Annotated in this window: 22 protein-coding genes and 1 riboswitch; of the genes, 10 read left to right on the top strand and 12 right to left on the bottom strand. The window is 70.8% G+C overall.

Annotated elements, in window-relative coordinates; all coding sequences use genetic code 11:
• The first annotated feature begins 47 nt into the window (after nucleotides 1-47).
• The 6 genes from FHR36_RS08060 (at nucleotide 48) to FHR36_RS08085 (ending at nucleotide 5,850) form a co-directional block, all read left to right on the top strand.
• The gene (locus tag FHR36_RS08060) at nucleotides 48-395 is read left to right on the top strand and encodes a DUF488 domain-containing protein (protein ID WP_253795197.1); all 348 of its coding nucleotides are present in this window, start codon (nucleotides 48-50) and stop codon (nucleotides 393-395) included.
• The gene (locus FHR36_RS08065; protein ID WP_253795199.1) at nucleotides 392-2,041 is read left to right on the top strand and encodes a bifunctional aspartate transaminase/aspartate 4-decarboxylase; all 1,650 of its coding nucleotides are present in this window, start codon (nucleotides 392-394) and stop codon (nucleotides 2,039-2,041) included. Before FHR36_RS08060 ends, FHR36_RS08065 begins: the two co-directional genes overlap by 4 nt.
• 93 nt (nucleotides 2,042-2,134) lie before the next feature.
• Nucleotides 2,135-2,998, top strand: coding sequence for a universal stress protein (locus FHR36_RS08070; protein ID WP_253795201.1), 864 nt, complete (start codon nucleotides 2,135-2,137; stop codon nucleotides 2,996-2,998).
• Nucleotides 2,999-3,111: 113 nt separating this feature from the next.
• Nucleotides 3,112-3,810 (top strand): SAM-dependent methyltransferase, encoded by a 699-nt coding sequence (locus FHR36_RS08075; RefSeq protein WP_253795203.1) that lies wholly within the window; start codon nucleotides 3,112-3,114, stop codon nucleotides 3,808-3,810.
• Between the two features lie 157 nt (nucleotides 3,811-3,967).
• The gene (locus FHR36_RS08080) at nucleotides 3,968-4,600 is read left to right on the top strand and encodes a Pr6Pr family membrane protein (RefSeq protein WP_253795205.1); all 633 of its coding nucleotides are present in this window, start codon (nucleotides 3,968-3,970) and stop codon (nucleotides 4,598-4,600) included.
• Between the two features lie 62 nt (nucleotides 4,601-4,662).
• Nucleotides 4,663-5,850, top strand: a complete 1,188-nt coding sequence (locus FHR36_RS08085; protein WP_253795207.1) for an alpha/beta hydrolase — start codon at nucleotides 4,663-4,665, stop codon at nucleotides 5,848-5,850.
• A gap of 19 nt (nucleotides 5,851-5,869) precedes the next feature.
• Here FHR36_RS08085 and FHR36_RS08090 read toward each other — a convergent pair whose 3' ends face one another.
• The 3 genes from FHR36_RS08090 to FHR36_RS08100 form a co-directional block, all read right to left on the bottom strand.
• Nucleotides 5,870-6,196 (bottom strand): MoaF-related domain-containing protein, encoded by a 327-nt coding sequence (locus FHR36_RS08090; RefSeq protein ID WP_253795209.1) that lies wholly within the window; start codon nucleotides 6,194-6,196, stop codon nucleotides 5,870-5,872.
• 81 nt (nucleotides 6,197-6,277) lie between these two features.
• Nucleotides 6,278-9,241, bottom strand: coding sequence for a carbohydrate binding domain-containing protein (locus tag FHR36_RS08095; RefSeq protein WP_253795211.1), 2,964 nt, complete (start codon nucleotides 9,239-9,241; stop codon nucleotides 6,278-6,280).
• Between the two features lie 189 nt (nucleotides 9,242-9,430).
• Complete coding sequence (locus tag FHR36_RS08100; protein WP_253795213.1) at nucleotides 9,431-9,826, bottom strand: guanyl-specific ribonuclease; 396 nt, start codon at nucleotides 9,824-9,826, stop codon at nucleotides 9,431-9,433.
• A gap of 406 nt (nucleotides 9,827-10,232) precedes the next feature.
• A riboswitch (cyclic di-AMP (ydaO/yuaA leader) is annotated at nucleotides 10,233-10,403 on the top strand.
• Between the two features lie 3 nt (nucleotides 10,404-10,406).
• Between FHR36_RS08100 and FHR36_RS08105 the strand changes: the two genes are divergently transcribed.
• Nucleotides 10,407-11,738, top strand: coding sequence for a glycoside hydrolase family 16 protein (locus FHR36_RS08105; protein ID WP_253795215.1), 1,332 nt, complete (start codon nucleotides 10,407-10,409; stop codon nucleotides 11,736-11,738).
• Nucleotides 11,739-11,757: 19 nt separating this feature from the next.
• Here the strand turns inward: FHR36_RS08105 and FHR36_RS08110 are convergent, their stop codons facing one another.
• Nucleotides 11,758-12,258, bottom strand: coding sequence for a hypothetical protein (locus tag FHR36_RS08110; protein ID WP_253795217.1), 501 nt, complete (start codon nucleotides 12,256-12,258; stop codon nucleotides 11,758-11,760).
• Nucleotides 12,259-12,336: 78 nt separating this feature from the next.
• Here FHR36_RS08110 and FHR36_RS08115 point away from each other — a divergent pair, with 78 nt between their 5' ends.
• A complete protein-coding gene (locus FHR36_RS08115) occupies nucleotides 12,337-12,651 on the top strand; it encodes a hypothetical protein (protein ID WP_253795219.1) in 315 nt (104 codons plus the stop codon).
• A 10-nt stretch (nucleotides 12,652-12,661) separates the two neighbouring features.
• Here the strand turns inward: FHR36_RS08115 and FHR36_RS08120 are convergent, their stop codons facing one another.
• Nucleotides 12,662-13,456 carry an IclR family transcriptional regulator gene (locus FHR36_RS08120; RefSeq protein ID WP_253795221.1) on the bottom strand — a complete coding sequence of 265 codons (795 nt, stop codon included), beginning with the start codon at nucleotides 13,454-13,456 and terminating at the stop codon, nucleotides 12,662-12,664.
• 191 nt (nucleotides 13,457-13,647) lie between these two features.
• On the opposite strand from FHR36_RS08120, the gene aceB reads away from it, so the two are divergent.
• Both aceB and FHR36_RS08130 read left to right on the top strand, forming a co-directional pair.
• Nucleotides 13,648-15,300 carry a malate synthase A gene (gene aceB / locus FHR36_RS08125; protein WP_253795223.1) on the top strand — a complete coding sequence of 551 codons (1,653 nt, stop codon included), beginning with the start codon at nucleotides 13,648-13,650 and terminating at the stop codon, nucleotides 15,298-15,300.
• 131 nt (nucleotides 15,301-15,431) lie between these two features.
• Nucleotides 15,432-15,818, top strand: coding sequence for an allophanate hydrolase-related protein (locus tag FHR36_RS08130; protein ID WP_253795225.1), 387 nt, complete (start codon nucleotides 15,432-15,434; stop codon nucleotides 15,816-15,818).
• Between the two features lie 58 nt (nucleotides 15,819-15,876).
• Here FHR36_RS08130 and FHR36_RS08135 read toward each other — a convergent pair whose 3' ends face one another.
• The 7 genes from FHR36_RS08135 to FHR36_RS08165 form a co-directional block, all read right to left on the bottom strand.
• Nucleotides 15,877-16,998: a DNA cytosine methyltransferase gene (locus FHR36_RS08135; RefSeq protein ID WP_253795227.1), complete on the bottom strand. Its 1,122-nt coding sequence runs from the start codon at nucleotides 16,996-16,998 to the stop codon at nucleotides 15,877-15,879.
• Nucleotides 16,999-17,007: 9 nt separating this feature from the next.
• Entirely contained in the window at nucleotides 17,008-17,979 is a 972-nt protein-coding gene (locus FHR36_RS08140; protein ID WP_308199320.1) for a DNA cytosine methyltransferase, read from the bottom strand.
• A 13-nt stretch (nucleotides 17,980-17,992) separates the two neighbouring features.
• Nucleotides 17,993-20,896 (bottom strand): Z1 domain-containing protein, encoded by a 2,904-nt coding sequence (locus FHR36_RS08145; protein ID WP_253796689.1) that lies wholly within the window; start codon nucleotides 20,894-20,896, stop codon nucleotides 17,993-17,995.
• 80 nt (nucleotides 20,897-20,976) lie between these two features.
• Nucleotides 20,977-21,939: a PD-(D/E)XK motif protein gene (locus tag FHR36_RS08150; RefSeq protein WP_253795231.1), complete on the bottom strand. Its 963-nt coding sequence runs from the start codon at nucleotides 21,937-21,939 to the stop codon at nucleotides 20,977-20,979.
• Nucleotides 21,940-21,964: 25 nt separating this feature from the next.
• Complete coding sequence (locus FHR36_RS08155; RefSeq protein WP_253795233.1) at nucleotides 21,965-23,494, bottom strand: ATP-binding protein; 1,530 nt, start codon at nucleotides 23,492-23,494, stop codon at nucleotides 21,965-21,967.
• A gap of 125 nt (nucleotides 23,495-23,619) precedes the next feature.
• Complete coding sequence (locus FHR36_RS08160; RefSeq protein WP_253796690.1) at nucleotides 23,620-24,015, bottom strand: very short patch repair endonuclease; 396 nt, start codon at nucleotides 24,013-24,015, stop codon at nucleotides 23,620-23,622.
• Between the two features lie 68 nt (nucleotides 24,016-24,083).
• On the bottom strand, nucleotides 24,084-25,082 hold the full coding sequence (locus FHR36_RS08165) for an ArsR/SmtB family transcription factor (protein ID WP_253795235.1): 999 nt from the start codon (nucleotides 25,080-25,082) through the stop codon (nucleotides 24,084-24,086).
• Between the last annotated feature and the right edge of the window lie 47 nt (nucleotides 25,083-25,129).

A 25,129-nucleotide genomic window follows, 5' to 3' on the forward strand; every position in this document is an offset into this window, starting at 1 on the left:
GAGCGGGGCGTCCGGGGCGCCGGGCGGCGCGGACCTACCGTGGGGTCATGAGCATCCGTGTGCGCCGGGTCTACGACCCGCCCGAGGACGGCGACGGGGTCCGCGTCCTGGTGGACCGGCTGTGGCCGCGCGGCCTGCGCAAGGAGGACGCGGCGATCGACGAGTGGCCCAAGGCGCTCACCCCCTCCACCGAACTGCGCCGCTGGTACCACGGCCCGCACGCCACGCACGAGGAGTTCGTCCGCCGGTACGAGGCGGAGCTGGCCGCCCCCGAGGCGGCCCGCGAGGCCGACCGGCTGCGTACCCTCGCCCGCTCCCGCCGGCTCACCCTGCTGACGGCGGTGAAGGACCCGGAGCACAGCCACGCCGCGGTCCTGGCGGAGCGGCTGACATGACCGAACCGTCGATCAGCCGCGAGGAGATCCGGCGGCTCTCCCGGCTGAGCCCGTTCGAGCTGAAGGGCGAGTTCATCCGGCTCGCCCGGGCGTACCAGGAGGACCGGCCGGGCCAGAAGGCCAGGTCGACCACCAACATGCTCAACGCCGGCCGCGGCAACCCCAACTGGGTCGCCACCGGACCGCGCGAGGCGATGCTGGCGCTCGGCCACTTCGCCCTCGCCGAGAGCCGCCGGGTATGGACCGCCGACAACCTCGGCGGCATGCCCGAACGGCACGGGATCGCCGCCCGCTACGACCGCTTCGCCCGCACCCACCCGGACCTGCCCGGCATCGAGCTACTCACCGAGTCGGTCGCCCTGGCCGTCGAGCGCTTCGGCTTCGACCGGGAGGCGTTCGTCCACGAGCTGACCGACGCGACGATCGGCGACAACTACCCGGTGCCGGACCGCATGCTGGTGCACGCCGAGCAGGTGGTCGTGGGCTACCTGCACGAGGAGCTGATGGACGGCCGGCCCCCGGCCGACCGGCTGGACGTGTTCGCCACCGAGGGCGGCACCGCCGCGATGTGCTACGTCTTCGACTCGCTGCTGCGCAACGGCATCCTGCACCGGGGCGACCGGATCGCCCTGATGGTGCCGCTGTTCACCCCGTACATCGAGATCCCCGGACTGGCGGACTACGCCTTCGAGGTGGTGCGCGTCGAGGCGTCCAGCTTCGTGGAGACCGGCGTGCGCGGCTGGCGCTACCCGACCGAGGAGGTCGCCAAGCTCGCCGACCCCTCGATCCGGCTGGTCTGCCTGGTCAACCCCAGCAACCCGCCCTCCCTCGAACTCTCCCGGCGGGTCGCCGACCAGATCAAGCGGATCGTGGCCACCGGCAACCCCGACCTGATCATCCTCACCGACGACGTCTACGGCACCTTCGTGGACGGCTTCCGCTCGCTCGCCGCCGAGCTGCCCCGCAACACCCTGCTGGTCTACTCGTACTCCAAGCACTACGGCGCCACCGGCCACCGGCTCGGCGTCGTCGGACTCCACCGCGGCAACGTGATCGACCGGATGATCGCCGAGCTGCCCGCCGCCGAGCAGGACCGGCTGGCCCGGCGGTACGGCTCGCTCACCCTGGAGCCCGGCCGGCTGCGCTTCATCGACCGGATGGTCGCCGACTCCCGGCAGGTCGCGCTCAACCACACGGCCGGGCTGTCGCTGCCGCAGCAGGCCCAGATGACCCTGTTCTCGCTGTTCGCGCTGATGCCCGAGGGCAAGGCGTACAAGGCGAAGGTGCAGGGGATCGTCCGGCAGCGGCTGGGCCTGCTGCTGGAGGGCTCGGAGCTGCGGATCTCCGACGACCCGAAGCGGGCCGCGTACTACATCGACATCGACCTGCTGGCCTGGGCCGAGCAGCTCGCCGGCCGGGAGTTCGCCCACTACCTGGAGCGGACGTACGAGCCGACCGAGCCGCTGTTCCGGCTCGCCGGGCAGACCGGGGTGGTGCTGCTGAACGGCGGCGGCTTCGAGGGGCCGCCGTGGTCGGTCCGGGTCTCGCTGGCCAACCTCGACGACCTGGATTACCTCAAGATCGGGCACCACCTGCGGGAGATCTTCCAGGAGTACCACGAGGAGTGGCAGGCCTCCCGACCGTAGGCGCCGCACAGTGGGGGAGAGGGCACCCTCGCGGACCGGGGCCGGTCGTCGCATCCTGGTAGCGGGGGCTCTGGACCGCTCCGGGAGCCGATCATGAACAGCAGGACCCCCGCCGGCGTGGTGGCCGGCATCGACGGGAGCGCGCACGCCGAGGCCGCCGCCGAGTGGGCCGCCCGGGAGGCCGGCCTGCGCGACCGCGCCCTGCACCTGGTGCACGCCGTCAACACCGGGACCGTCACCCTCTCGCCGCGCACCGGCGCCGCCGTCACCGACCTGATCCTGCGCGACGCCGAGACACTGCTGACCGAGTCGATGGACAAGCTCCGCGCCGCCCATCCGACCCTGCGGCTGACCGGTGACGTGGTGCCCCGGGACGCCGCCGAGGCGATCCTGACCGCCGCCGAGCACAGCGAACTGGCCGTCGTCGGCACCCGCGGCCACGGCGGCTTCGCCGCGCTGATGCTGGGCTCGGTCAGCCTGCGGGTCGCCGCCCACACCAGCTGCCCGGCGGTGGTGGTCCGCGGGCCGGTCGACCCGGGCGGGCGGGTGCTGGTCGCGGTCCGCGACGAGCGGGACGCGGCCACCCTGCGCTTCGCCTGCGAGGCCGCCGCCCGCCGCGGGCTGCCGGTCGAGGCGCTGCACACCTGGTCCCCGGTGGTCGCCGACGTCGGACACATGGCGCCGATGGTCGACGAACTGGGCGAGGAGTCCCGGCTGCACCAGGGGTTGCTGCGGCGCACCTGCGACCCGGTCATCGAGGAGTACCCGGACCTGGTGGTGGAGACCCGCCAACTGGCCGGGGCCACCGCGGCGACTCTGGTCGAGGAGTCGAAGCGGGCCTCCCTGCTGGTGATCTCCCGGCACCGGCCGGCCCCGCACTTCGGCCTGCGGCTGGGCACCGCGGTGCACGCCGTGCTCCACCACGCGCACTGCCCGGTGGCCGTCGTCCCGGTCTGAGCCGCTCGTTCCCCGCCGTCCGCCGGGCCCGCCGCCTTTGCCGGATCGGCAAGTTTTCTTGGCATCCGTACCACCCCGGTCCGAGGATCGCGGGTGAACGGAGGCAGACACCCATGACCGACACCCACCACGCCCACCGCCACGAGCACCACCACGACCACCCGCGCGAGCGCCACCCCGAGGAGGCGGCCGCCGGTACGCCCTCGGAGTACTGGGACGCCCGCTACCGGCGCAGCGAGCGGATCTGGAGCGGCGCCCCCAACGCGGCGCTGGTGCGCGAGAGCGCGGACCTCGTCCCCGGCTCGGCCCTGGACCTCGGCTGCGGCGAGGGCGCGGACGCGGTCTGGCTGGCGCGGCAGGGCTGGCGGGTGACCGGCGTGGACATCTCCGAGGTCGCCCTCGGCCGGGCCGCCGAGCACGCCCGCGAGGCGGGCGTCGCCGAACGGATCGAGTGGCGGCTCCAGGACCTGGCCGACGGCCTCCCGGACGGCGGCCACCAGCTGGTCTCCGCCCACTTCCTGCACTCGGAGGTCGAACTGCCCCGGGAGCGGATCCTGCGCGGCGCGGCCGAGGCCGTCGCCCCCGGCGGAGTGCTGCTGGTCGTCGGCCACACCGGCGTCCCGCACTGGTCCGCGCAGCCCGAGCGGGCCGTCGCGCTGCCCGGTCCGGACGAGGTGCTCGCCGCGCTCGACCTGCCGGCCGGGGACTGGGAGACGCTGCGCAAGGAGGAGACCGAGCGCACCGGTACGGACCCCGAGGGCCGGCCGATGGTCTGGGTGGACAGCGTGCTCAAGCTCCGCCGGCTGCGCTGACCGCCCCGGCGCCCCTGACCGCTCCGGCGGCCCGACCGCTCCGGCGGCCCGCCGAGCGGGTGAACACCCCGCCGCGCCCGGTCGGCCTGCCGCCGGCCGGGCGCGGCCGCGGCCGATGATGTCCCGACCTGAGGGAACGTCGGGAGGCCGGCCCAGCATGCGGGAACGCGCAGTCAACCTCGGCCGGCTCGCGTTCGGCCTGCTCGCCGCCGTGGCGCTCGGCGTGCAGGCGTACCACGTGTGCACCCGGCATGCCTCGCTGGTGAACTTCTTCAGCTACTTCACCGACCTCAGCAACATGGCCGGCGCGGTGGTGCTGCTGACCGGCGGCACCCTCGGCCTGCTCGGCCGGCGCGGCGTACCCGACCCGGTCCGCGGCGCGGTGGTGCTCTGCATGACGGTCACCGGTGTGGTGTACGCCGTGCTGCTCGCCGGCTACCACCTTCCGCTGGAGCTGCCGTGGGTCAACGCGGTGCTGCACAAGCTGATGCCCGCGGTCCACCTCGCCGACTGGCTGATCACCCCGCCGCGGCGCCGGATCGCCTGGCGCCGGGCCGTCCTCTGGCTGGCCTTCCCGCTGCTCTACCTGGTCTACAGCCTGCTGCGCGGCGCCGCGGTCGACTGGTACCCGTACCCCTTCCTGGACCCGCGCCGGCCCCACGGCTACGGCCGGGTGGCGGTCGCCAGCGCGATGATCACCGTCCTGTTCGTGGCGGTGGGCGCCGCCGTGGTCTGGACCGGGAACCGGCTGGGGCGGCGTTCGGCACGGTCCGTCGGCGTGCATACTTGACCGGTTGTTGTGACCGCGGCGGGGCGACCCCCCGCGCGGCCGGGCAGGGGAGTAACGGGGACATGGGGCTGACCAGCCGCACACTGCTGCTGTTCGCGATCGAGATCGCAGTGGTCGCGGTGACCGCCACCATCTGGTGGTGGCCGGCGCTGGCCCGGCGCGGCTGGCGGGCGGTGCTCGGCCGGCTCGGCATGCTGCTCGGCACCCAGTTCGCGCTGCTCGCCGTCCTCGGCCTGCTGGCCAACAACTACTTCGCCTTCTACAGCAGCTGGGACGACCTGCTCGGCACCGGCAACAACGGCCCGGTCGACGTCCGTACCAAGGCCGTGGGTGCGACCGCCGGGCCGGTCGCGACCCCCGCGCCGAGCGAGCAGCCCACCCCCGAGCCGACGCACGGCCCCCCGCTGCCGGTCCAGGAGCTCGGCCGGGAGGCGGTCGACAGCGGCGGCAAGGGCCGCGACCCGAAGGTGGTCGGCGAGATCCGTACGGTCCGCCTCGCCGGGGCGCGCAGCGGGCTGTCCACCGACGGGTACGTCTACCTGCCGCCGCAGTACTTCCAGCCGCAGTACCAGGACCGCAAGTTCCCCGCGGTGATCGTGATGACCGGCTTCCCCGGCGACGCCAAGAACCTGATCACCCGGCTCAACTACCCCGGCGCGGCCCTCCAGTTGAACCTGAGCGGCCGGATGCAGCCGACCGTGCTGGTGCTGATGCGGCCCTCGCCCGCGATGCCCGCCGACACCGAGTGCGAGGACGTCCAGGACGGCCCCCGGTCGGCCACCTACTTCGCCGAGGACGTGCCCGGCTCGGTCGCCCTCTCCTACCGGGTCTCGGCCGACCCGCAGGGCTGGGGCATCATGGGCAACTCCACCGGCGGCTACTGCGCGCTGAAGCTCGCGATGCGCCACCCCGAGGCGCTCCCCAGCGCGGCCTCGATCTCCGGCTACCTCAAGGCCGCCGAGGACGTCTCCACCGGCGACCTGTTCAAGGGCAGCCAGCAGCGACGGGACGAGGCCGACCTGATGTGGCGGCTGACCAACCGTCCGCAGCCCGCCGTCTCGCTGATGCTGGCCGGCGCCGAGCACGGCGACGGCGACTTCCGCAAGGAGACCGACGCGTTCACCGCCGCGGCCCACCCGCCGATGACGGTGGCCGTGGCCAGCGTCCCAGAGGGCGGGCACAACTTCCAGACCTGGACCAAGCTGCTGCCGCCCGCGCTGGAGTTTCTCTCCCAGCACCTCAAGGCGTAGGAGGCGGCCGGCCTGCGGCTCAGGCCGGGGTCAGCCGGCCGGTGTGCAGCTCGCCGACCCGGCCGCCCTCGCCCTCCCAGGTCCAGAACACCTTCACGGTGAGGGTGTTGAGGTCCATCACATGGCTGACCGTGATGCCGCTCGTCTCGGTCCAGCTGACGAAGTAGATCCGCGGCGCGACCTCGGCGACGTGCAGCTTCACGTCCTCCCACTGGCCGGCCGACTCGCCGAGGCCCTCCCAGCGCAGCCGCGTCCCGTCCGCGGAGTAGGCGTTGCGGAACGCGGCACCGTTGTCGACCTCGAAGAGGTAGGTGCGGCCGGCGAAACCCGGCAGGGGCGCGGTCATCGTCTCGGCTCCTCTGAACGGCGGTCACGGGGGGGTGCGGCCGGGCCCGGCCGCACCCCCCAACCTAGCGGACCGCCGCGGTCAGTGGAGGTAGGGTCCGTCCGTGCCGACCTTGCCCGGGGCGGCGTTCTTCCCGCCCAGGTCGAGCACGTACACCCGCAGGTTGCCCTTGCCGGAGGCGGCGATCGTCAGGCTGCCGCCGGTGACGGTGCGCACGTCGCCGGTGACGGCGTCCCGGTACGTGCCGTTCGGGATCCCGGTGAACGTGGCGCCATTGGTGACCGCGACCAGCGCGAAGCTGTCCGTCCCGCTCGCCGCGTCGGTGTAGCGGCGCTTGAACGCCATGTCGCCGCTGACCCCCGCGGTGGAGTACTGGCCCATCTGCAGGGCGGGCACCGCCCGGCGGATCAGGTTCAGCCGCTGTACGTGCTTGACCAGCGGCTGCTGGAGCGTGGTGGCGACGGCTCCGTCGGCTGCCGAGATCACCGAGAAGTCCGAAGCCGTGACGTTGCCCGCAACCTTGTCCCCGTAGTACGCCCGGCCGGTGGTGGCCAGCGGGCAGGTCGGCCCGCAGTCGATCTGCTTGCCGGCCTGGAACTCGATCTCGGAGCCGTAGTACAGCGTCGGGATGCCGCGGAAGGTCCACATCAGTGCCATGTTCTCGGCCCAGGCGTCGGTGCCGCCCGCGTAGCGGGTGCTCGACTTGTTCGGCCCGAAGTCGTGGCTGTCCACGTACACCACGTTGTAGGTGGCGTCGTTGTAGCTGTCGTCGGAGTCCTTGCCGTTGTTGAAGGCGTTGGACGCGTCGCCGAAGTTCATGTGCATCCGCATGTCGATGACGTTCATGCCGCTGAACATGGAGTGGTCCGGCGCGTGGTAGCTGTTGCCGTCGAGGAAGGCGTTGGTGGTGGTCGGCTGGTTGCCGGGGCCGAGCTGCTCCTCGTAGGCGTACTGGTCGAGCGCGGCCTGCACATCGTCCGAGGTGTACTCCTTGCGCTCCTTCCAGGTGTAGAACTGCGCCGAGTGGTCGACCGAGCCACGGTTCCACTTGTCGTTGACGAAGGCGCCGACCTCACCGAAGACGAAGAAGTTCCCGGCCTTGTCGGCACCGAACTTCCGGTTCACCTCGTCGTGGATGGCGGGCAGGAAGCGCCGGTTCCAAGCGACCCGGGGGATGTGGACGGCGGTGTCGATCCGGAACCCGTCCACCCCCATGTCGATGTACTTGTCGTACGCGCCGATCAGGTACTGCTGGACCACCGGGCTCTCGGTGTCGAAGTCGGCCAGGTCCTCGTGGATCCAGCACGACCGGGAGTCCTCGCCCTCCCAGTTGCCGATCCAGCACTGGTGGTAGAGCGCCTTGGGGAACATGCCGGACGTCGGGTTCGGCCACTGGCAGTTGTAGATCGTGTAGCCCTCGGCACTCCTGGCGCCGGTCGGCACACCCCAGTTGAGACAGGTGTTGCCGGCCGGCTCGGCGGTCGACCAGAGGTCGCCGTTGTAGTACGACTTGCCGGAGACCGGGTCGACGGACAGGCCGTCGTAGCCGAAGTCGACGTTCGGCCTGTCGTAGTACCAGGACCACTGGGAGTCGCGCACGCCGTACACGGTGGGGGTGAACAGGCCCTTGGCGCCCCAGCGGGAGCTGTGGTTGTAGACCACGTCCTGGTAGATCTTGATGCCCTTGGCGTGGGCGGCGTTGATCAGGTCCTGGTACGAGGCGCCGGCCGACTCCAGCCGGGGGTCGACCCGGTAGAAGTCGTAGCCGTGGTACCCGTGGTAGTCGTAGTCCGAGCGGTTGAGGACGACCGGGGTGATCCAGATCGCCGAGAAGCCCAGGCCCTTGATGTAGTCGAGCTTCTGGACCAGGCCCTTGAAGTCGCCGCGGAACATCGGGTCGCCGTTGGCCGCGTTCCCGGACTTCACGTCCTGGCTGCCGCCGCGGTTGTTGGAGCTGTCGCCGTCGTTGAACCGGGCGGTCAGCACGAAGTAGATCGGGTCCTTGCGCGGATCGCCGCCGAGCGGGGTGCCGGCGGCGGCCGGCGGGGGAGCGGTGCCGGTGGTGGCGCACCCGGCCGTCGACGCGGCGGAGGTGTTGCCGGCCGCGTCCCGCGCACTGACCGTCCAGCAGTACGCGGTGGCGGCCTCCAGTCCGGTCTCGGACCAGACGGTGGAGGAGGTGTCCACCACCGAACTGCCCCTGGTGCCGCCGGTGCGGGTGAGTCGGTAGCCGGTGACGCCGGTGTCGTCGGTGGCGGCGTTCCAGGTCAGCACCGCGCCGGTGCCGGTGGCCGTGGCGGTGACGCCGGTCGGGACGGTGGGGGCGGTGGTGTCCGGGACGACCGCGGCGCACGGGTCGGTGGCCCGGGCCGTGACCACCTTGTCGCGGACGGTGGAATTGCCGGTTCCCAGCCGGTAGTTGGCGCTGTTGTTGTTGTCCCAGGTGCCGTTGCCGTTGTTGAAGGTGGCCTGCCAGGTGGTGGCGGCGCCCAGGTCGACGGTCAGCTCGACCCAGCCGGTGCAGGCGGCGGCCATCCGGGTGCCGGGGGCGGTGGTCCAACTGCCGCCGCTCGGCGCCCAGTGCAGGTAGTGGGCGGGCCAGTTCCGGCTCGCCGTCCAGTAGTACACGGTGGCCGAGGTGGGGGCGGCTGCCGCGCACGGGTCGGTGGTGCTCACCGTGCCGCCGGAGACGGCGCTGGTGCCGCTGGACAGCCGGTAGTTGGCGCCGCCGTTGTTGTCCCAGGCGCCGGCGCCGTTGGTGAAGGTGGCCTGCAGTCCGGACGCGGCGCCCAGGTCGACGGTCAGCGCGACCCAGCCGGTGCAGGCGGCGGCCATCGGGACGCCGGGCGAGGTGGTCCAACTGCCGCCGGTGGGCGCCCAGTGGAGATCGACGGTGGTCCAGCCGGCGGAGGGCTTGTAGTAGACGGTGGCGGTGGTCGCCGCATGGGCGGTGACGGCCGGCAGCAGGGCCGCCACCAGGCCGGCGAAGGCGGCCAGTACCGCCAGGATCGGATGGCGCCGCCGACGTTGGCGTGCTCGGTCCACAGGGGACTCCTCGGAGCGGGCCGCGGAGGGGCGCGACCTGTCGGGTGGGGGAGTGAGGGTCCTCTTGCGAAAGTTTCTGCAAGATGTTGCCGGGAGCGTAGCGAGTGGTCAAGTCCGCGTAAAGGAGCGGGACATGAAAAGCGGCCGCCCGCCCCCCGGGAGTCGGGGCGGGCGGCCGGCCGGGGCCGGTCAGCAGCTCCAGTCGACGCGGTAGAAGTGCGCGTAGTGGTCGCCGGTGTAGTAGTCCTCGTGGTACGTACGGCCGGTGACGATCCGTCGGGCGCCTCTGGTCGGGCTGCCCGGGGTGATCACGGTGTACTCGTGGTAGTAGCCGTTGGACTTGGCGGGCAGGACGCCTTCGCGGTTCTGGAAGACGACGCCGTCCTGGGAGTACGGGAACGGGCCGCCCTCGTCGATCAGGTCCAGGGTGTCCCAGGCCTCGCCCGGCAGGTCGTTCAGGCAGACGCTGCCGCTGACGGTGGCGTGGGCCTCGCCGGCGAACACGGCGGTGGGGGCGAGGGTCAGCAGGCCGACGGCGACGACGGAAGCGGCGCGGGTCTTCAACGCGCGTAGAGTGTTTCGCATGGCAGCAGTCTGAAGTCTTGTCAGGTACCGGTGGAAGTGCCGAGAAAAGCTTTCAGCTGCCCGTAACCGGGGCGGCGCCTCCACGACGTGTCGGGTACCGGCAACAGCAGCGACCGGCCACTGCGGTCCTGTCGCGCGGCGCGGGTGGGGTGGGCGGGCCGGCGCCGTCGTCGGGCCCGCGGACCGCCTCGGAACGCCCCCGTAGTCGGGCCTGGCGGCCGCCGCGGCGGCGCAGAGTACCAGGTCGGAGGGGGTGCGGCCGAGGGCTTCGGCGCCGCGGGCCGGATGTGAGGCTTGTCTCGCCGCCGCTCGTTGTCGGCTCCGACCCGGTCCGCCTAGCCTGCACGGGATGCCCGTACGGGCACAGCCGTCGTCGGGACGCCGAATCCTGTCCACCCGCCGGCGGTCCTCGTCGACGACCACCCTGGACAGGAGCGGGGGACCCAGGTACGTCGCCGTGCCCTCCCCGCTCCCTGCCCGGACGGGTGGGTCCGGCTCGGGGTGAAGCCGCGTGCGCGGCCGGGCCACCTCACGGTCCGAACCCGACAGCTCACCTCGCAGGCGTCGCGGAGGACTCCCCATGCGCCTTTCCCGTCCTGCCCGCATCGGCGCTGTCGCCGGTGCGGCCGCCCTGTGCGGCCTCCCCTTCGCCGGCAGTGCCCAGGCCGCCTGGTTCGGCTACGGCACCACCGTCCCGGCCGGCACCGCCGCCGGCACCACCGCCCCGAGCGCGACCACCGTCACCCAGGACAAGCTCACCCCGACCTCGATGACCGCCGGGGTCGCCGCCACCGCCTCGCTCGCGGTGCACTCCTCGTCCTGCTTCACCGCCAAGACCGTCGGCGTCGGTCTGCGCGACGCCGCCGGCGCCAACCTGGACTTCCCGGGCAACGCCACCAACGTGCGGATCTGCCCGGAGGGCCTCGCCTTCACCAGCGCCGCCCGCACCCTGCCGGCCGGCACCTACACCCAGTTCGGCTTCTGGCAGGACACCGCGAACGGCTGGCACAACCTGCCCTCGCGCACCCTCACCGTCGCCCCCGCGGGCACCGCCGCCCCGGCCCCGGCGCCCACTCCCGTCGCGCCGACCGCCCCCGCACCGGCGCCGACCACCGCCGCACCGACCACCGCGGCCCCGACCACGGCCGCACCGACGCCGCTCCCCCCGGCCCCCACCGCGCCGAGCAGCACCGCGGCGCCGAGCAGCCCGGCCGCCGGCTCGCCGATCCCCGGCAAGGCGCTCACCTGGTCCGAGGAGTTCGACAGCGCCATCGCGTACGGCTCCAAGTGGACCGGCGACAAGTCCAGCGCCTACCGCTACGGCAACCACAACCCCGACGACAACAAGCTCGACTGGCTCTCCCCGAGCAACGTCTCCGTCGCCGGCGGTGTCGCCACCTTCACCGCCAAGCCCTCCGCCCACACCCTGGAGAACGGCAAGCAGGCCTGGGACACCGGCCTGCTCACCACCGAGTACTCCTCCCAGGGCTTCCAGGTGAAGACCGGCGACTACGCCGAGACCCGGGTCAAGCTCCCCGCCGGGACCGGTGCCTGGCCGGCGCTGTGGACCTGGAAGAACGGCGGCAGCGAGATCGACTCCTTCGAGTACCACCCGGACAACCCGAACCTGCTCGAACTGACCAACCACGTGAAGTCCGGCTCGAAGTACTACACCGACGCCGGCGCCGTCGCCAAGGACCAGTGGGTGACCATCGGCACCTACTACGGCGCGAACTCCGTCGACTGGTACGTCAACGGCAAGAAGGTCTTCTCGGACGGCACCGGCGTGGGCGCCAACTGGTCCGCGTACCTGATCCTCAACCTGTCGCTCAGCGCGGGCCAGTACCACCCGGCCGCGGCCGGCTCCGCCCCGATCACCTTCGCCGCCGACTACGTCCGCGTCTACCGCTGACCGTCGGCCGACTGTTCGATCACCTGACGGACAGCGTGAACGCCGTGCCGTCGTCCGACGGATCGGCGTCCTCCGCGCTCACCACCCTGACGTGCCCCTCGGCCACCGTGCCGGGGGGCACGTCCGCGTCGGAGCGGACCGGGACCAGGGCGGTGGCCGTCCGCTGGGCCGGCAGGCCCGCGCCGAAGGCGCAGCGCACCAGGTGGCCGCCCGCGGCCGCGACGCAGTCGGCCGGGAAGTACGGGCCCTCGGCGGTGAACCCCGCAGGCAGGTCGATCAGCACCGTGAACGGGGCCGCCGTCCGGTCCGGGCCGTGGTTGGCGACGAAGCCGTGCACGGTGGTCAGCCCGCCGGGCGCGACCGGGTCCGGGTCCAGCCGGACCACCGCCAGGTCCGCGCGCGGCATCGGCGCCGCGGCAACCGGCGCCCCCGCGACAGCCACCGCAGCGCCGGCCGCCGCCACAGCCACTGCAGCGCCGGCTGCCGCGACCGTCGCCGCCCACTGCCGCATCACCCGCATGGCCCCGCTCCGCTCCGGTCGCACGTGTCGGAATGCATACTCACGGTAGCGAAGGATTCCGATCGGGAGGTGGACGCGATGACGGGGCGCGTGTTGAGCGAGGTGAGCGGTGTGCTGGCGGCGGACCGGGAGGCCGACTTCGTCGAGGCCTACCGCCGCCTGGTGGCCGGCCCGCTCCCGGACGGGCTGCTGCGCACCGAGCTGCTCAGGGGCTCGGACCACCACTGGCGGGTCCAGAGCCTGTGGCGCGACGTCGCCACCCTGCAGGCCGTCCGCGCCGACCCGAAGACGGCCGCCGCACCCCGCCTCTTCCGCGAGGCCGGCTCCGAACCGTCGCTCGAGGTCTTCGAGGTGACGGTCGCCCAGATCGGCGCGAGCGGCATGCCCGACTGACCGGACGGTCTCAGGGCGCCAGGACCTGGCCGAGCCGGGTGGCGATGGCGCGCATCACCGGTACCAGGGCGGCGCTGCCGGCCTGCGCCTCCAGGGCGCGGATCCGCGCCTCCGGGCCGGAGACCGAGAGCGCGGTGGGCGTCGGCGCGCCGGGGACGGCCACCGCGATGCAGCGCACCCCGATCTCCTGCTCCTGGTCGTCCACCACGTAGCCCGACTCGCGGGCCGAGCCGAGCTGGGTGATCAGTTCCTGAGGATCCGTCACCGTGTACGGCGTGTGCGCCTGGAGCGGGGCGCCGCCCAGCAGGGCCCGCGCCTCGTCCTCCGGCAGCTGCGCCAGCAGCGCCTTGCCGACGCCGGTGCAGTGCGGCTGGACCCGCCGCCCGACCTCGGTGAACATCCGCATCGAGCGCCGCGACTGCACCTGCCCCACGTACACCACCTCGCCGCCCTCCAGGACGGCCAGGTTGGCGGTCTCGCCGGTGGCCTCCATCAGCTCGGCCAGGTACGGGCGGGCCCAGCTGCCGAGCAGCCGGCCCGCGGTCTCGCCGAGCCGGATCAGCCGGGGACCGAGCGTGTAGCGACGGGCGGTGTCCTGGCGGACGTAACCCTGCTGGACGAGGGTACGAATCAGACGGTGGATGGTCGGCATCGGCAGCCCGGAGGTGAGGGAGAGCTCGCTCAGGGTGGCGATGCCGCCCGAGTCGGCCAGCGCCTCCAGCAGGAGGAAGGCGCGCTCGACCGACTGCACGCCACCGCCGGTGCGGTCGTTGCCTGACGGAGCTGCGGCGGGGGTGCTGGCCACCGGCGTTCCCTTCACTGTGGGAGGAGGAGTAGAGTCCCAGCGATCTAGCTCAACAAACCGTTGAAATTCTGTATCGCGGAAACTAGTCTCCACCTTACAGAACAGAACCCGCCGGTAGGCAGGGTTCGGATCCGGGAGGTTCCCACCGGAGCATCCCGTGCGATCACAACCGTCCAAGGAGTGTCCTGCCCATGGCTGCAGATCAGGGACCACTCGGCGTTTCCCCCGCCGCCCCGGTCGTCACTGTCGCCGGTCCGCGCGTCCCCCGCGCCGAGGAGGTGCTCACCCCGGAGGCCGTCGCCTTCGTCGTGGGCCTGCACCGCGCCTTCGAGGGACGCCGTCAGGAGCTTCTGGCCCGACGCAAGACCCGCCGGGCCGAGATCGCCGCGGCCGGCACCCTCGACTTCCTCCCGGAGACCGCAGCCGTCCGCGAGAGTGACTGGCAGGTCGCCGAAGCCCCCCGGGCCCTCCAGGACCGCCGGGTCGAGATCACCGGCCCCACCGACCGCAAGATGGTCATCAACGCCCTCAACTCCGGCGCCCGCGTCTGGCTCGCCGACTTCGAGGACGCCACCGCCCCCACCTGGGCCAACGTGGTCTCCGGCCAGGTCAACCTGATCGACGCGTTCGAGGGCCGGATCGACTTCACCTCCTCCGCCGGCAAGGCGTACACCCTCAAGCCCGCCGACCAGCTCGCCACCGTCGTCGTCCGCCCCCGCGGCTGGCACCTCGACGAGAACCACCTGCTGGTCGACGGCACCCCGGTCGCCGGCGCCTTCCTCGACTTCGGCCTGTACTTCTTCCACAACGCGAAGCGGCTGCTGGCCAAGGGCGCCGACGACCCGAACTCCGGCCCCTACTTCTACCTGCCCAAGACCGAGAGCCACCTCGAGGCCCGGCTCTGGAACGACGTCTTCACCCACGCCCAGGCCGCCCTCGGCATCCCGCACGGCACCATCCGCGCCACCGTGCTGATCGAGACCATCACCGCCGCGTTCGAGATGGAGGAGATCCTCTACGAGCTGCGCGAGCACGCCGCCGGCCTCAACGCCGGCCGCTGGGACTACCTGTTCTCCATCGTCAAGAACTTCCGCGACACCGGCGAGCACTACATCCTGCCCGACCGCAACTCGGTCACCATGGCCTCGCCGTTCATGGCCGCCTACACCCGCCTGCTGGTGCAGACCTGCCACCGCCGCGGCGCCCACGCCATCGGCGGCATGGCCGCCTTCATCCCCTCCCGCCGCGACGCCGACGTCAACGCCGCCGCCCTCGAGAAGGTCCGGGCAGACAAGGACCGCGAGGCCGCGGGCGGCTTCGACGGCTCCTGGGTCGCCCACCCCGACCTGGTCCCGGTCGCCCGGGCCTGCTTCGACGCCGTGCTGGGCGACCGTCCGAACCAGAAGGACAACCCCGGCTCAGACGAGGTCGTGACGGCCGCCCAGCTGCTCGACATCGCCGGCTCCGGCGGACACTGCACCGAGGCCGGCCTCCACAACGCCGTCCAGGTCGGCGTCCGCTACATCGAGGCGTGGCTGCGCGGGCTGGGCGCCGTCGGCATCTTCAACATGATGGAGGACGCCGCCACCGCCGAGATCTCCCGCTCGCAGATCTGGCAGTGGATCCACAACGACGTCGTGCTCGCCAACACCGGGGAGAAGGCGACCGCCGACCTGGTCCGCCGGCTGGTGGCCGAGGAACTCGCCGCGCTCCGCGCCGAACTCGGCGACGACGCCTACGCCGGTGGGCGCTGGAACGAGGCCGCCAGGCTCTTCGAACAGGTCGCGCTGGCCGAGGAGTTCGTCGACTTCCTCACCCTGCCCGCGCTCGCCCTGCTGGACTGAAATCTAGCCACCCCCCGCCCGCCGTACCCCTGACACTGCGGCGAAACCGCAGGTCCGATTGCTCCGTTCCGTACGGCTGCCCACCACCTGTCCTCGGCAGCCGTACGGGACGGCCACCCCCGGAGCACCCCATGGCACGCATCTTCTTCAACGGCCAGGCAATGGTCGGCGGCCCCTTCCACCCCTCGGTCGCCGACTACCTCGTCGGACCGGTCCGCACCGCACCCGGCTACCGCTTCTTCTCCATCCGCGACGTCTGCCCCGGGCTCCACCCCGACCCCGCCGCCGACACCAGCATCGAGGGCGAGCTCTACGACGTGCCCCTCGAACACCTCCGCGACGTCGTCCTCCCCGGCGAACCCCGCGAACTCGAACTCGGCATCATCACCCTCGCCGACGGCACGCCCTCCCTCTCCATGCTCCTCGCCCGCGGCGAACTCGACCGCGGCGTCCACCGCGAAATCACCACCCACGGCGGCTGGCGCCCCTACCTCGCCACCCTCGGCCGCACGGCCTGACCGGAGAAAGCACAAGGCCCCGAACGCGGCGCGTTCGGGGCCTCCACGAGTGTGGCGGTCAGCGGACGTCGGACTCCACCGGCCCGGGCTGTGCCGGTGCCTCCCAGTTTTCGAGGCGCTTCAGCGCAGCCGCGATGTCCTCGGTTCCGAGGCCGAGCGCAGCCGCGAGAACGTGGACACCGAGGCGCGGAGGAATGGCGTTGCCGATCTGTTGCGCCACCGCGTTGCCTGCCCACGGGTAGCCCGCCGGGAACGTCTGGAGCAGTCCCGCCTCGGAGTTGTCGAATCGGGTGTAGTCGTTCGCCGAAGGGTTCGCGATCCGGGAGTCGATCACACGATTTCGCGAGATCTTTCCGGTTACGGTGAACGCCGGTTCTGCATGGGTGCGGCGCCCGCGGTTCTTGGGATCACCGCCGGTCCCGTAGTTCGAAACGACCTCGAACGGCGCGCGACGGTTCAGAACATCACCCATCGTCACCCATGTGGCGAGGCCGCTGTCGAAGGCGATCTGCGGTGCCCCATTGTGCTTGTGGAACCGCTGATGGGTCGGCTTCGGGAGTTCGACGACTACGGGCGCCGACGCCTTCGGGTCGCGGAGACGGGCGATCAGAATGGCACGACGACGGGTCTGGGGCACGCCGAACTCCTCGGTGTGCAGTACGCCGTGGTTGGCGACGTAGCCCTTGTCCTCGAGGATCCGACGGTATTCGGCCCAGACGGGCAGCACCGCTGGAACCTGTTCCAGTACGATCGTTTGATACGGCCGTCCGAGTGCGATCGCTTCGATGGCCCACCGTAGCGGCTCCAGGACCAGCCCAGTGCGCTCATCGTCGAGTTCCGACAGCTCCGCTCGAATGTCTTCGCCCGCGGCCATTCGACGTGCGAACCCGATGACCTGGTCGAGTGCCCTGCGACCGGCGCCACTGCCGGCGACGGTGAAGGTCTGACACGGTGGTCCGCCCGCGAGAATGTCCGCACTCGGAAAGCTGCCGGGACCGAACTTGCGTACGTCGTCGTGTTCCGTGGACAGGCCGGCCCGGTGACGCGTCTTACAGGCGTCGTCGTCCCACTCGATGCCCACTGCGGGGATCATCAGAGCATGCGCGGCCATGTCGAGCCCGCCAGGCCCGGCGAAGAGGTCCACGATCTTGGGCAGGTCGGTGAGGGCGGGCACGTGCATGGACAGATCCTATCGGGACAGGGCGGTGGCCAGGGACCGGCCGACGGCGGTGGCCAGCGGGGGCGGCATCGAGTGGCCGATCTGGCGGTACACGGAGGTCTTCCGGCCGAAGAAGATCCAGTCCTCCGGGATGCACTGGATCATCGCAGCCTGCCGGATGTTGAGCCGGGGATGGGCGTCCACGGGGAAATCGGCGGGAGGGAAGTCGTCGCTCAGGCTGTTGCCGTTGATTCCCAGGGCCGCCCAGGCACGCTTACTACCGGTGGGGCCGAGGTCGGCCCCACCGCGGCGATCGGAACCACCGACCAGCGCAGGTGCCGGCCGGTCGGCCTGCTCGGCCCAGCGTTGGGCGCCGGGCCAGCCGCGTGCGGCCATGGATGCGCCGAGGGCTTCGCCGACCGTGGGCGTCGGCAGGCCATCGGTCCGGGGCCAGGCGAACGAGGCCTGGAACGGCTCAGCCAGGGCCACCAGAAATCCGCTCCTGCGGTTCTGGGGGACACCGAAGCCGGCAGCGTTGAGGACTGTCCGGTGAAGCGTGTAGCCGAGGTGGGCCAACAGATTCTCGATCCAGTCGAGGTCTTCCGCGTACTCGTGCTTCTCCACGAGTTCCGGCAGGTTCTCCAGGAGGAGAGCCTTCGGCCGGATCGTTCCGACCAGTCGGACGGCCGCGCGGAGAAGCTCCCGTTCCGCGATGTCCTGGTCGCGACGCACGGCCGCAGCCGCCTTGATCCTCGGCAGACCACCGCTGATCAGGTCGACGTTGTACGCCTGGGGATGCGCCGACGGATCGAACGCGAGCAGGTCCTCACACAGGACCTTCCACCGTCGACGGTTCTGGCCGATCGTCCTGCAGGCATCCGCCTTGTTGTCGATGAGTAGCACAGGATCGAAGCCGGCCTGTTCGAGGCCGAGCGCCTGGGCACCGGACCCCGAGCAGATCTCGATCGAGGAGAATCGGGGAGCCGTACCCGGCTCGTCCACGGTACTCAACGGATCAGTCCTCCCGACTCGGGACGATCGCCTGGCCCGCCCGCGAGGAGTCGACGGTGGTGAAGCGCACCACGCGGTCGTCCCGTCCCTTCGCCGTGCTGGGAGCGGCGAAGGCGAAGGCGACGACGATCTTTCCGGCGTCGAGCCGGCCATCCGGGTTGATCTCTCCCTGGTGCTTCTTCTCCACGAGCGGGAACAGCGCCAGCACACCCCGCCGCTCGGCCGTCAGTGCATCGGCGTTGGGGTCGCCGCTGCCGGGAAGCGCGCCGGCGATCCGGAGCAGCGCCGGACGGTGCTTGGGCTCACTGACTGCACCGAAGAGCGGACCGCGGCGCCGCTCACGGCCGAACCAGGAGAAGCGACGGTCACCCTTCCCGAGGCGGACGGTCTTCCCGGTACCCATGTGCTGGGGCGCCACGATCAGCCAGTCGTCGACCTGTACCGGATCACGGCCGATCTCCTCCAGGTACGTGAGGTGCGGGGCGAACTGCTGGTCGGCGCTCCAGTCGAGCTGCCGCAGCACCGCCATGAGTTCGTGGTGACCGGCGAGTGCCGTGCGAGCCGGGAAGCTGTGGGTGACCAGTCTGCCGTCGGGCCGCTCCAAGGTGTGACCGAGCGTGACGGTCTCGGCGGAGAGTCGGTCAATGATCGGAGCCCACAGTTCAGTGTTGCGTCGGAGCTGCGGCGATCGCATCGGATAGGCGGTGGGCTCCTCCCACCGGCCCGGCGAGCGGATCTCGACCAGCCGTGCGTTGAACATCTTGTTGGGGCTCGTCGGCTTGAGCCACGGCAGATGCTGCGAGACGAGCGGAGGTACCTGGGCCGGAGTGATCTGGGCCTCTCCGTCGACAGGACGGGCGTACTGCTCCAACTGGGCCCGGAACGCCTCCTCGTCGCGGCAGATGGCCTCGAACGCCTGGTAGAGGTCGATCTCCTTGGCGCCCATCGTTTCCTCGCGCCCGAGGTACAGGCGGACCAGATCGCGGTACCCGGGGCGGAATCCGAACCAGCGACCCATCTGCATCAAGGTGGATGCATTGTTGGTACGTCGCCGGTAGTACGTGACCGTGAGTCCCTCGACGGTGAATCCACGAGCGAGCTTCTGGCCGCCGACGAGGATCTTCCAGATCGAGCGCTTGTCGAAGTCGGCCTCGCCGGTCTCGATGTCGCGGTCGCCGTTCACCACGATGATGGGCTTGTTGTCGCCGCCGATGCGCATGAAGGCGGGCCCGATGAACGGCGCCAACTCGTCGAAGTCGGCGGGCACCGCCTCCCCAGCGGCACGGGCACGGGAGACCGGAGCGAGGTCCGTGTCGAAGAGCTCACGAAGGCGTGCGTGTCCGGCGGCACCGGTGTAGCTGCTGTCGTACCAGAGTCGGGTCGCCAGGGCGAGCAACTCACGGTGGTCGGCCGTGCGCACGGACTCGTGGATGAGCATGGTGTGGTGCTGGAAGTGGCCGTCCCCGAGGCCCTTTGCCTCGCGGAACAGCTTCATCGCTGCCGTCAGGACGAACATGTCCATGGCCTGCCGCAGACAGCTGTCGTCCTCCTCGTCGCTCAGGACGATGTCGCGGACGTGCGCCTTCTCGTTGGAGTTCGCGAAGGTCCGCTCCGAGGGGGGAATGTCGAGGTCGAGGTCGTGGAAGTCCTGGACACCCATGTAACCGCTCGGCCGCGGGAGCGAGATGATGAAGTCCTTCGGGAAGATGTCTTCCGTGTCGCTCGGGTCGATGAAGACGTTGGCGAACGGGGTCGCGGTGTATCCAACATACTGGGCACGCGGCAGCATGCGGAGAAGTTCGGAGATCTTCTCGTTGATCGCGGTGCGCTCGGCGTCCGGCTTCGCGGGGCTGCTGGTATTGACGGACGCCTCGTCCGACTCGTCGTCGATGATCAGCACAGGGATCTCACCGAGCGGAGTCTTGATTTTGCTGAGGTCCTTGACCAGCTTCGCCAGGACGGTCTTGTTCTTCTTGACCACCATCAGCCGTGCGGAACTGCGGTGCAGATTGCGTGGGTCGTGAAGCGGGAGTGCAGGCTCCTGCTTCTCGAATTCGAGCGCGACGATTCCCTGCAGCAGGCTCTTGTAGTCGTTGTCGCGGGTGGTCATCCGCACGATGTCGAAGCCGCCGCGGGTGGAGGGCAGACCGCCGTGGGTCAGGAACTTGCCCTGGGGCCAGGCAGGGTCGTCCGCGTAGTCGGATTCGTGGTCCGGTGCGCCGCGGAGGATGTTCTCCCGCCCGACGAGTTCCATGTCGAGCCGGCGCTGGGTCTGGGCGCGCAGGAGGTTCAGTGTGCCGCCGAGGACGATGACCAACCGGTAACCGGAGTCGACCGCCTTGGCGATGACACCCGTGAAGTTGGCGGTCTTGCCGGACTGGACGTAGCCGACCACGAGTCCCCTGGACTGGTACGCGGCCTCGTCGGACGGGTCTGCCAGCATCTCGACGACACGGTCCGATGCCTCGTCGAGCCCTGCGACAGCGGGTTCGCCCCATCCCTTGGCGCGGAGAAGGGACGCATAGGCGGGCCAGTAGCAGCTGCGCCCGCTCACGGACTGCGGCGTGTACCAGTCCCGCCGGGTCTGACGGATCACCACGGGTGCGGCGTCCTTGGCCACCGGGATCAGATCGTTGACGACCTTGCGGGTGTCGGTGTCGAGACCGAGGGCATCGAGGACCGCGGTACGGCGAAGGTCCGTCCGGGGCTCGGTGTCGGTCCAGGTCGGAGCGTCGACGAAGTCCCATTCGGTCAGCTGCTTCCGCCAGAGCTCGAGGAGCTGGTCGCCAGGACGGAGACCGAGAAGAGCGTCGTGGAAGTCGCGTTCCGGAAGCTGTACCGCCTGGTCCAATTCCTCCCCATAGAAGTCCAATGCGCGCTGGAGCTGCTTCGGACGCGAGCCGTTCATGCCCGCAAGGGCGGCTCGGTGAAGGGACAGACGGGTCGGGTCGTCGATCACGATGGTCCTCGTCGGCAGAGGGAGCAGGATCAGGGAAGGGAGACAGCGGAGAGCACGGATGGGGGCGCCGAGGCCGCGGTCAGGTGGGTCACGTCGATCCGGTACTGCAGCTTGTCGATTCTCTCCCGCAGCCCGGCCGGAATGCAGTTCAACAGCGCGGCGTCGATGCGCGGCAGTCGCTCGTCCACCGGAAGCGCCAACGGCTCGGAGCGCAATGTCCAGCGCTCCTCGTCCGGGTTGTCGGAGTCCCATCCGGCTGCGGCGAGTCGAGCGTCGTAGGCCGCGAGCTGCGACGGGCTGTGCTGCCCGATTCGGCGCCGAACGGCGGCGGCGCACTCGCCGAGCGTGCGCCCACCGGCACCGCCACGGGTGAGCTGGACCGACACCAGCCAGAGCGGACGATGCGGTTTCGGAGTGAGCTGCGCGGTGCCGTGGACCACGTGGCGGCGCGCCTCGGACGCGGTGCTCTTCACCTCGATGTCGAATTCCGTTAGTGCGAAGTCGTGTTCCTCGGCCTGCGGGCCCACCCACGCCGCGACGGCCCGCGACCAACCGGTCGCCGGATCGAGGCCCAGGGCGTTCAGTACGGCCAGCTCACCGATCAGGCCGATCCGCCGCTGTGTGTCGAGTTCCTGGTGACGCCTCAGCAGCGCGGTCCACGCTTGGACGGTCTCGCCGAAGGCCTCGGCCAGGCTGCGGTCCTGTCGGACGATCCGGTCGGCGACTGCGCACAGGAGGTCGTGGAAGTCGCGGCGCAGCGCTGCGTCGGCAATCCGGAGCCGGGCCATCCGCCGGCCCTCGGAGGAGATCTGGTCGACCCGGACCATGGGGAAGTCCGACCGCGGCGGCTGCTCGTGGGAGCCCAATTCGACGTGCAGAGCAATGTCGTGGGGGGTCACCACGTAGTCGACGCGCGGTGCGGCTGTGCCGTTCATACGCAGCGTTGTGGCGAGGTTGCGCTCGAGGTAGTACTCGATGTCGGACCACGCCACGTCGAGAGGAGGGTAGTTCGGATCGTCAGTCATTGTCGACCAACCGGTCCACCTCGGAGCGGGCCGCCGTGACCAGAATCGACTGCCACAGCTGCAGGTTGTCCTTCTCCCGCGAACCGCTGTGGGACTTCTCGAAAACCTGGTGCAGCATCAGGAACAGGAGCGACTTGAGCACAGGTGCGTCATTGAGGCCCCCGCGCCGGCCACCCAGGATTGCGGTCCGGTAGGCACTGTTCAGCAGGATGATGTGCTTCTCCCGGTCCAGGTCGAAAAACATGCCGCCGTCCAGTTTCTGCCACCGGATCTCGATCGGGTCCTCGTGTTCGTGGAGCGGCAACTCGTCCTTGATCGCCTGCCGGACCTCCGGTGGAATGCCCTTGCCCGGCGGAATGACGGGATTCCGGACCGGACCGCTGCGACGGCGGGCCTCCCGATAGGTGGTCTGGGCAACTGTCAGGTAGTCGGTGAAGGACACTCCGTCGACGTCGCAGGCGTCGTCGAGAGCGGCCGGGAACTCAGGTGAGGTCTCCACTCCCGACTTCTTCACGGTCAGACGGAACACGTCACCGGTGTCCGGTGGAAGGTCGATTGCCACCCGCGCCAGCGCCAGATGCTGCTCGGCCTGGCGGAACTTGTTCCAACCTCCCGCCTGCACAAGGCGGTTGTTCCGGTAGAAGTAGAAGCCCTGGCGATCGAGGACTGTCCCGATGGCCTTGTACTCGTCGAGGTTGGACCGCGGTGTCCAGACATGGGCTTCCAGGGCGACCGGGCCGACACCCGGGATAGTCGTGGTGAATGTCCGGGGGAATCCAGGGTCTCCACTCACCGGATAGGCGAAGGGGTCCACTGGTTGCACCCCGTAGTCGAGGTAGACGGTCCGTGTTCGGACGTCCTCCACGGCGATGGTGATGTTGAAGTCGTCACGGGCGAGAAAGCGGTGGAGGTGGAGGCCGAGGTGGAGGCCGAGCTTGGCAATGATGCGGTTCAGGTAGCGGTCCGTCTGGCCGCTGCCGCCGTGCTTGGGGAAATCCTTCACGCCGTCCCAGCGGACGATCGTGCCCTGCCACGTGATGGGGCGGTCGTAGTACCGGTCGAGAAGGCTCTGGGCGAAGTCCGGGTCGACGATGTCGCACCGGTGGTCGCTGCGGGCATGCTCCATGACCCAACGTCGACCGGCCGGGCGAGAGCGGCGGGTCCGGCTGATCACCGTGACACTGCGGGCCTGTGAGAGCGACGCCGACTTGAGGCCGGTGCCGAACATACCGAGTGCCCGGCTCCCGTAGTCGCGGCGTCCACCGACCGTCATGGCAATGTCGAGCTCCTGCTCGTCCATACCGCTGCCGTCGTCGACGACCAGGAGGCTCACCAACTGGTCACCGTCCCTGAGGAAATGGATGACGACATCCCTCGCGCCGGCATCCACCGAGTTGTCGACCAGATCCGCGACGGCCACTTCGAAGTCGTAACCCTGGCTGCTGAGCGCGTCCCACGAGCGAGGATCCGGAGGAAGGATCTTGCAGCCGCTGGTGGGGACGTCGAACTGCCAGTCGGTCATGGCCTGCCTTGAGTCGGTGTGCGGAGGAGCCCCGGGTTGCGCGTCCGTGGCTCGATGGTCATCTTCTCAGGCGTGACCGTATCGGTCCATGTCGACAGCGGGGGATGGGTTGGAGAAACCCGCGATCAGGCCGGGCCCTGCGGTGTCGGCTCATCGGGACGGACAGTGGCGCGGACGGTGGCGGCGATGTCGGCGGGTGTCTCGTGTTCCCAGAAGCGCAGGACGGTCCAGCCCTCTGCCGTGAGGTGTTCGGTGGTCTCCAGGTCGCGGGCCACGTTCCGGTCGAGCTTGGTGCGCCACCAGTCGGAGTTGGCCTTGGGACTGGTGGCGTGCTCGGGGCAGCCGTGCCAGAAGCAGCCGTCGAGGAAGACGGCGACCCGGGGGCCGCGGAAGAGTATGTCGACGGTCCGCCGGGGCATGCCGGGCACCGGCGCGTTGACCCGGTAGCGCAGCCCCCAGCCGAACAACAGCCTTCGTACGGCCAGCTCCTGGGCGGTGTCGCGGGAGGCCTGGCGGCTCATCCGGGCGGCGACGGCGGGTGACGATGCGGTGGGCGGCACAGTCCCAGTATGGCGCCGGGGACCGACAGTCAGCCGGCGGTGGTGAGGGAGGTGCCGAGGGGGGTGAGGGAGTAGAGGACGCTGCGGCCGTGGCGGGTGCGGGTGAGGAGGCCGGCGGCGGTGAGGGCGGTGAGGTGGCGGCTGACGGCGGCCGGGGTGACGCCGAGGCGGTGGGCGAGTTCGGTGGTGGAGGCGGGGTGGTGGAGGAGGGCGAGCAGGCGGGCGCGCGGGGCGCCGATCAGGTTGGCGAGGGCGGAGCCGGCGGGTGGGGCGGTGGTGAGGCCCTCGGCCATGGTGGCCTTGCCGCGGGCGGGGTAGGTGACCAGGGGCGGGCCGTCCTGGCCGATGTCGGTCTGGGCGCCGAGGGCGAAGAGGGTCGGCATCAGGACCAGTCCGCGTCCGGCCACCTCGACGGCGCGGCCGAGGGCCTGGACGCCGGGGTCGGGGTCGTCGAGGCGGAGGGTGCCGTGCTGCCAGGACAGGCGCGGGTCGAGGTCGGCGAAGAGGCCTTCCGCGCCGTGTTCGGAGAGCCTCCGCCCGCGGTGGGCGAGGTCGGCCTCCAGGACGGTACGGGCCCGGGGCCACCAGGCGGGGGCGAGGCAGCGGTTCCAGTAGCTGTCGAGGACGTCGACGACCCGTGCGAGCAGGACGTCCGGGGTGTCGACCAGATCGCGCAGGACCGGCGGCAGGGGGCTGCCGTCGCTGCGGTAGGCGGCGAGCACGTCGGCGCGCACCACCGCGGGCGCGGTGCCGGCGAGGGTCGCGAGCTCGGTGGGGAAGTCCGGGCGGGGCCGCCGGGGGCGGGGGGTCAGGAAGTCGGGCACCCAGCGGCGCGGGGTGACCAGCGACTCCAGCAGCGCGGTGTCCAGGGTGGCGTATGCGTGCTGCCAGCGGGCGATCCACGGCTGCTGTTCGGGGTAGCGGCCGGCGCCGGAGCGGGCACGCAGGCTGAGGACGGCCTCCTGGAGCGGGGAGTAGGCGAACCAGGTGGTCGCCAGGTCGTCGACGCCGAACCTGAACTCGATCATTGACCCCCACGGTAAAAGGATTCCGGGACGACGGGAAGCCCGCTGTC

This window comes from Kitasatospora cinereorecta (assembly GCF_024172095.1).
Taxonomy (GTDB): domain Bacteria; phylum Actinomycetota; class Actinomycetes; order Streptomycetales; family Streptomycetaceae; genus Kitasatospora; species Kitasatospora cinereorecta.

Coding starts and splice junctions, on each gene's coding strand:
- FHR36_RS08060 (WP_253795197.1), top strand. CDS start 48: ATGAGCATCCGTGTGCGCCGGGTCTACGACCCGCCCGAGGACGGCGAC.
- FHR36_RS08135 (WP_253795227.1), bottom strand. CDS start 16,998: ATGCACGTGCCCGCCCTCACCGACCTGCCCAAGATCGTGGACCTCTTC.
- aceB (WP_253795223.1), top strand. CDS start 13,648: ATGGCTGCAGATCAGGGACCACTCGGCGTTTCCCCCGCCGCCCCGGTC.
- FHR36_RS08145 (WP_253796689.1), bottom strand. CDS start 20,896: ATGAACGGCTCGCGTCCGAAGCAGCTCCAGCGCGCATTGGACTTCTAT.
- FHR36_RS08105 (WP_253795215.1), top strand. CDS start 10,407: ATGCGCCTTTCCCGTCCTGCCCGCATCGGCGCTGTCGCCGGTGCGGCC.
- FHR36_RS08115 (WP_253795219.1), top strand. CDS start 12,337: ATGACGGGGCGCGTGTTGAGCGAGGTGAGCGGTGTGCTGGCGGCGGAC.
- FHR36_RS08070 (WP_253795201.1), top strand. CDS start 2,135: ATGAACAGCAGGACCCCCGCCGGCGTGGTGGCCGGCATCGACGGGAGC.
- FHR36_RS08075 (WP_253795203.1), top strand. CDS start 3,112: ATGACCGACACCCACCACGCCCACCGCCACGAGCACCACCACGACCAC.
- FHR36_RS08085 (WP_253795207.1), top strand. CDS start 4,663: ATGGGGCTGACCAGCCGCACACTGCTGCTGTTCGCGATCGAGATCGCA.
- FHR36_RS08080 (WP_253795205.1), top strand. CDS start 3,968: ATGCGGGAACGCGCAGTCAACCTCGGCCGGCTCGCGTTCGGCCTGCTC.
- FHR36_RS08110 (WP_253795217.1), bottom strand. CDS start 12,258: ATGCGGGTGATGCGGCAGTGGGCGGCGACGGTCGCGGCAGCCGGCGCT.
- FHR36_RS08130 (WP_253795225.1), top strand. CDS start 15,432: ATGGCACGCATCTTCTTCAACGGCCAGGCAATGGTCGGCGGCCCCTTC.
- FHR36_RS08160 (WP_253796690.1), bottom strand. CDS start 24,015: ATGAGCCGCCAGGCCTCCCGCGACACCGCCCAGGAGCTGGCCGTACGA.
- FHR36_RS08090 (WP_253795209.1), bottom strand. CDS start 6,196: ATGACCGCGCCCCTGCCGGGTTTCGCCGGCCGCACCTACCTCTTCGAG.
- FHR36_RS08065 (WP_253795199.1), top strand. CDS start 392: ATGACCGAACCGTCGATCAGCCGCGAGGAGATCCGGCGGCTCTCCCGG.
- FHR36_RS08165 (WP_253795235.1), bottom strand. CDS start 25,082: ATGATCGAGTTCAGGTTCGGCGTCGACGACCTGGCGACCACCTGGTTC.
- FHR36_RS08155 (WP_253795233.1), bottom strand. CDS start 23,494: ATGACCGACTGGCAGTTCGACGTCCCCACCAGCGGCTGCAAGATCCTT.
- FHR36_RS08100 (WP_253795213.1), bottom strand. CDS start 9,826: ATGCGAAACACTCTACGCGCGTTGAAGACCCGCGCCGCTTCCGTCGTC.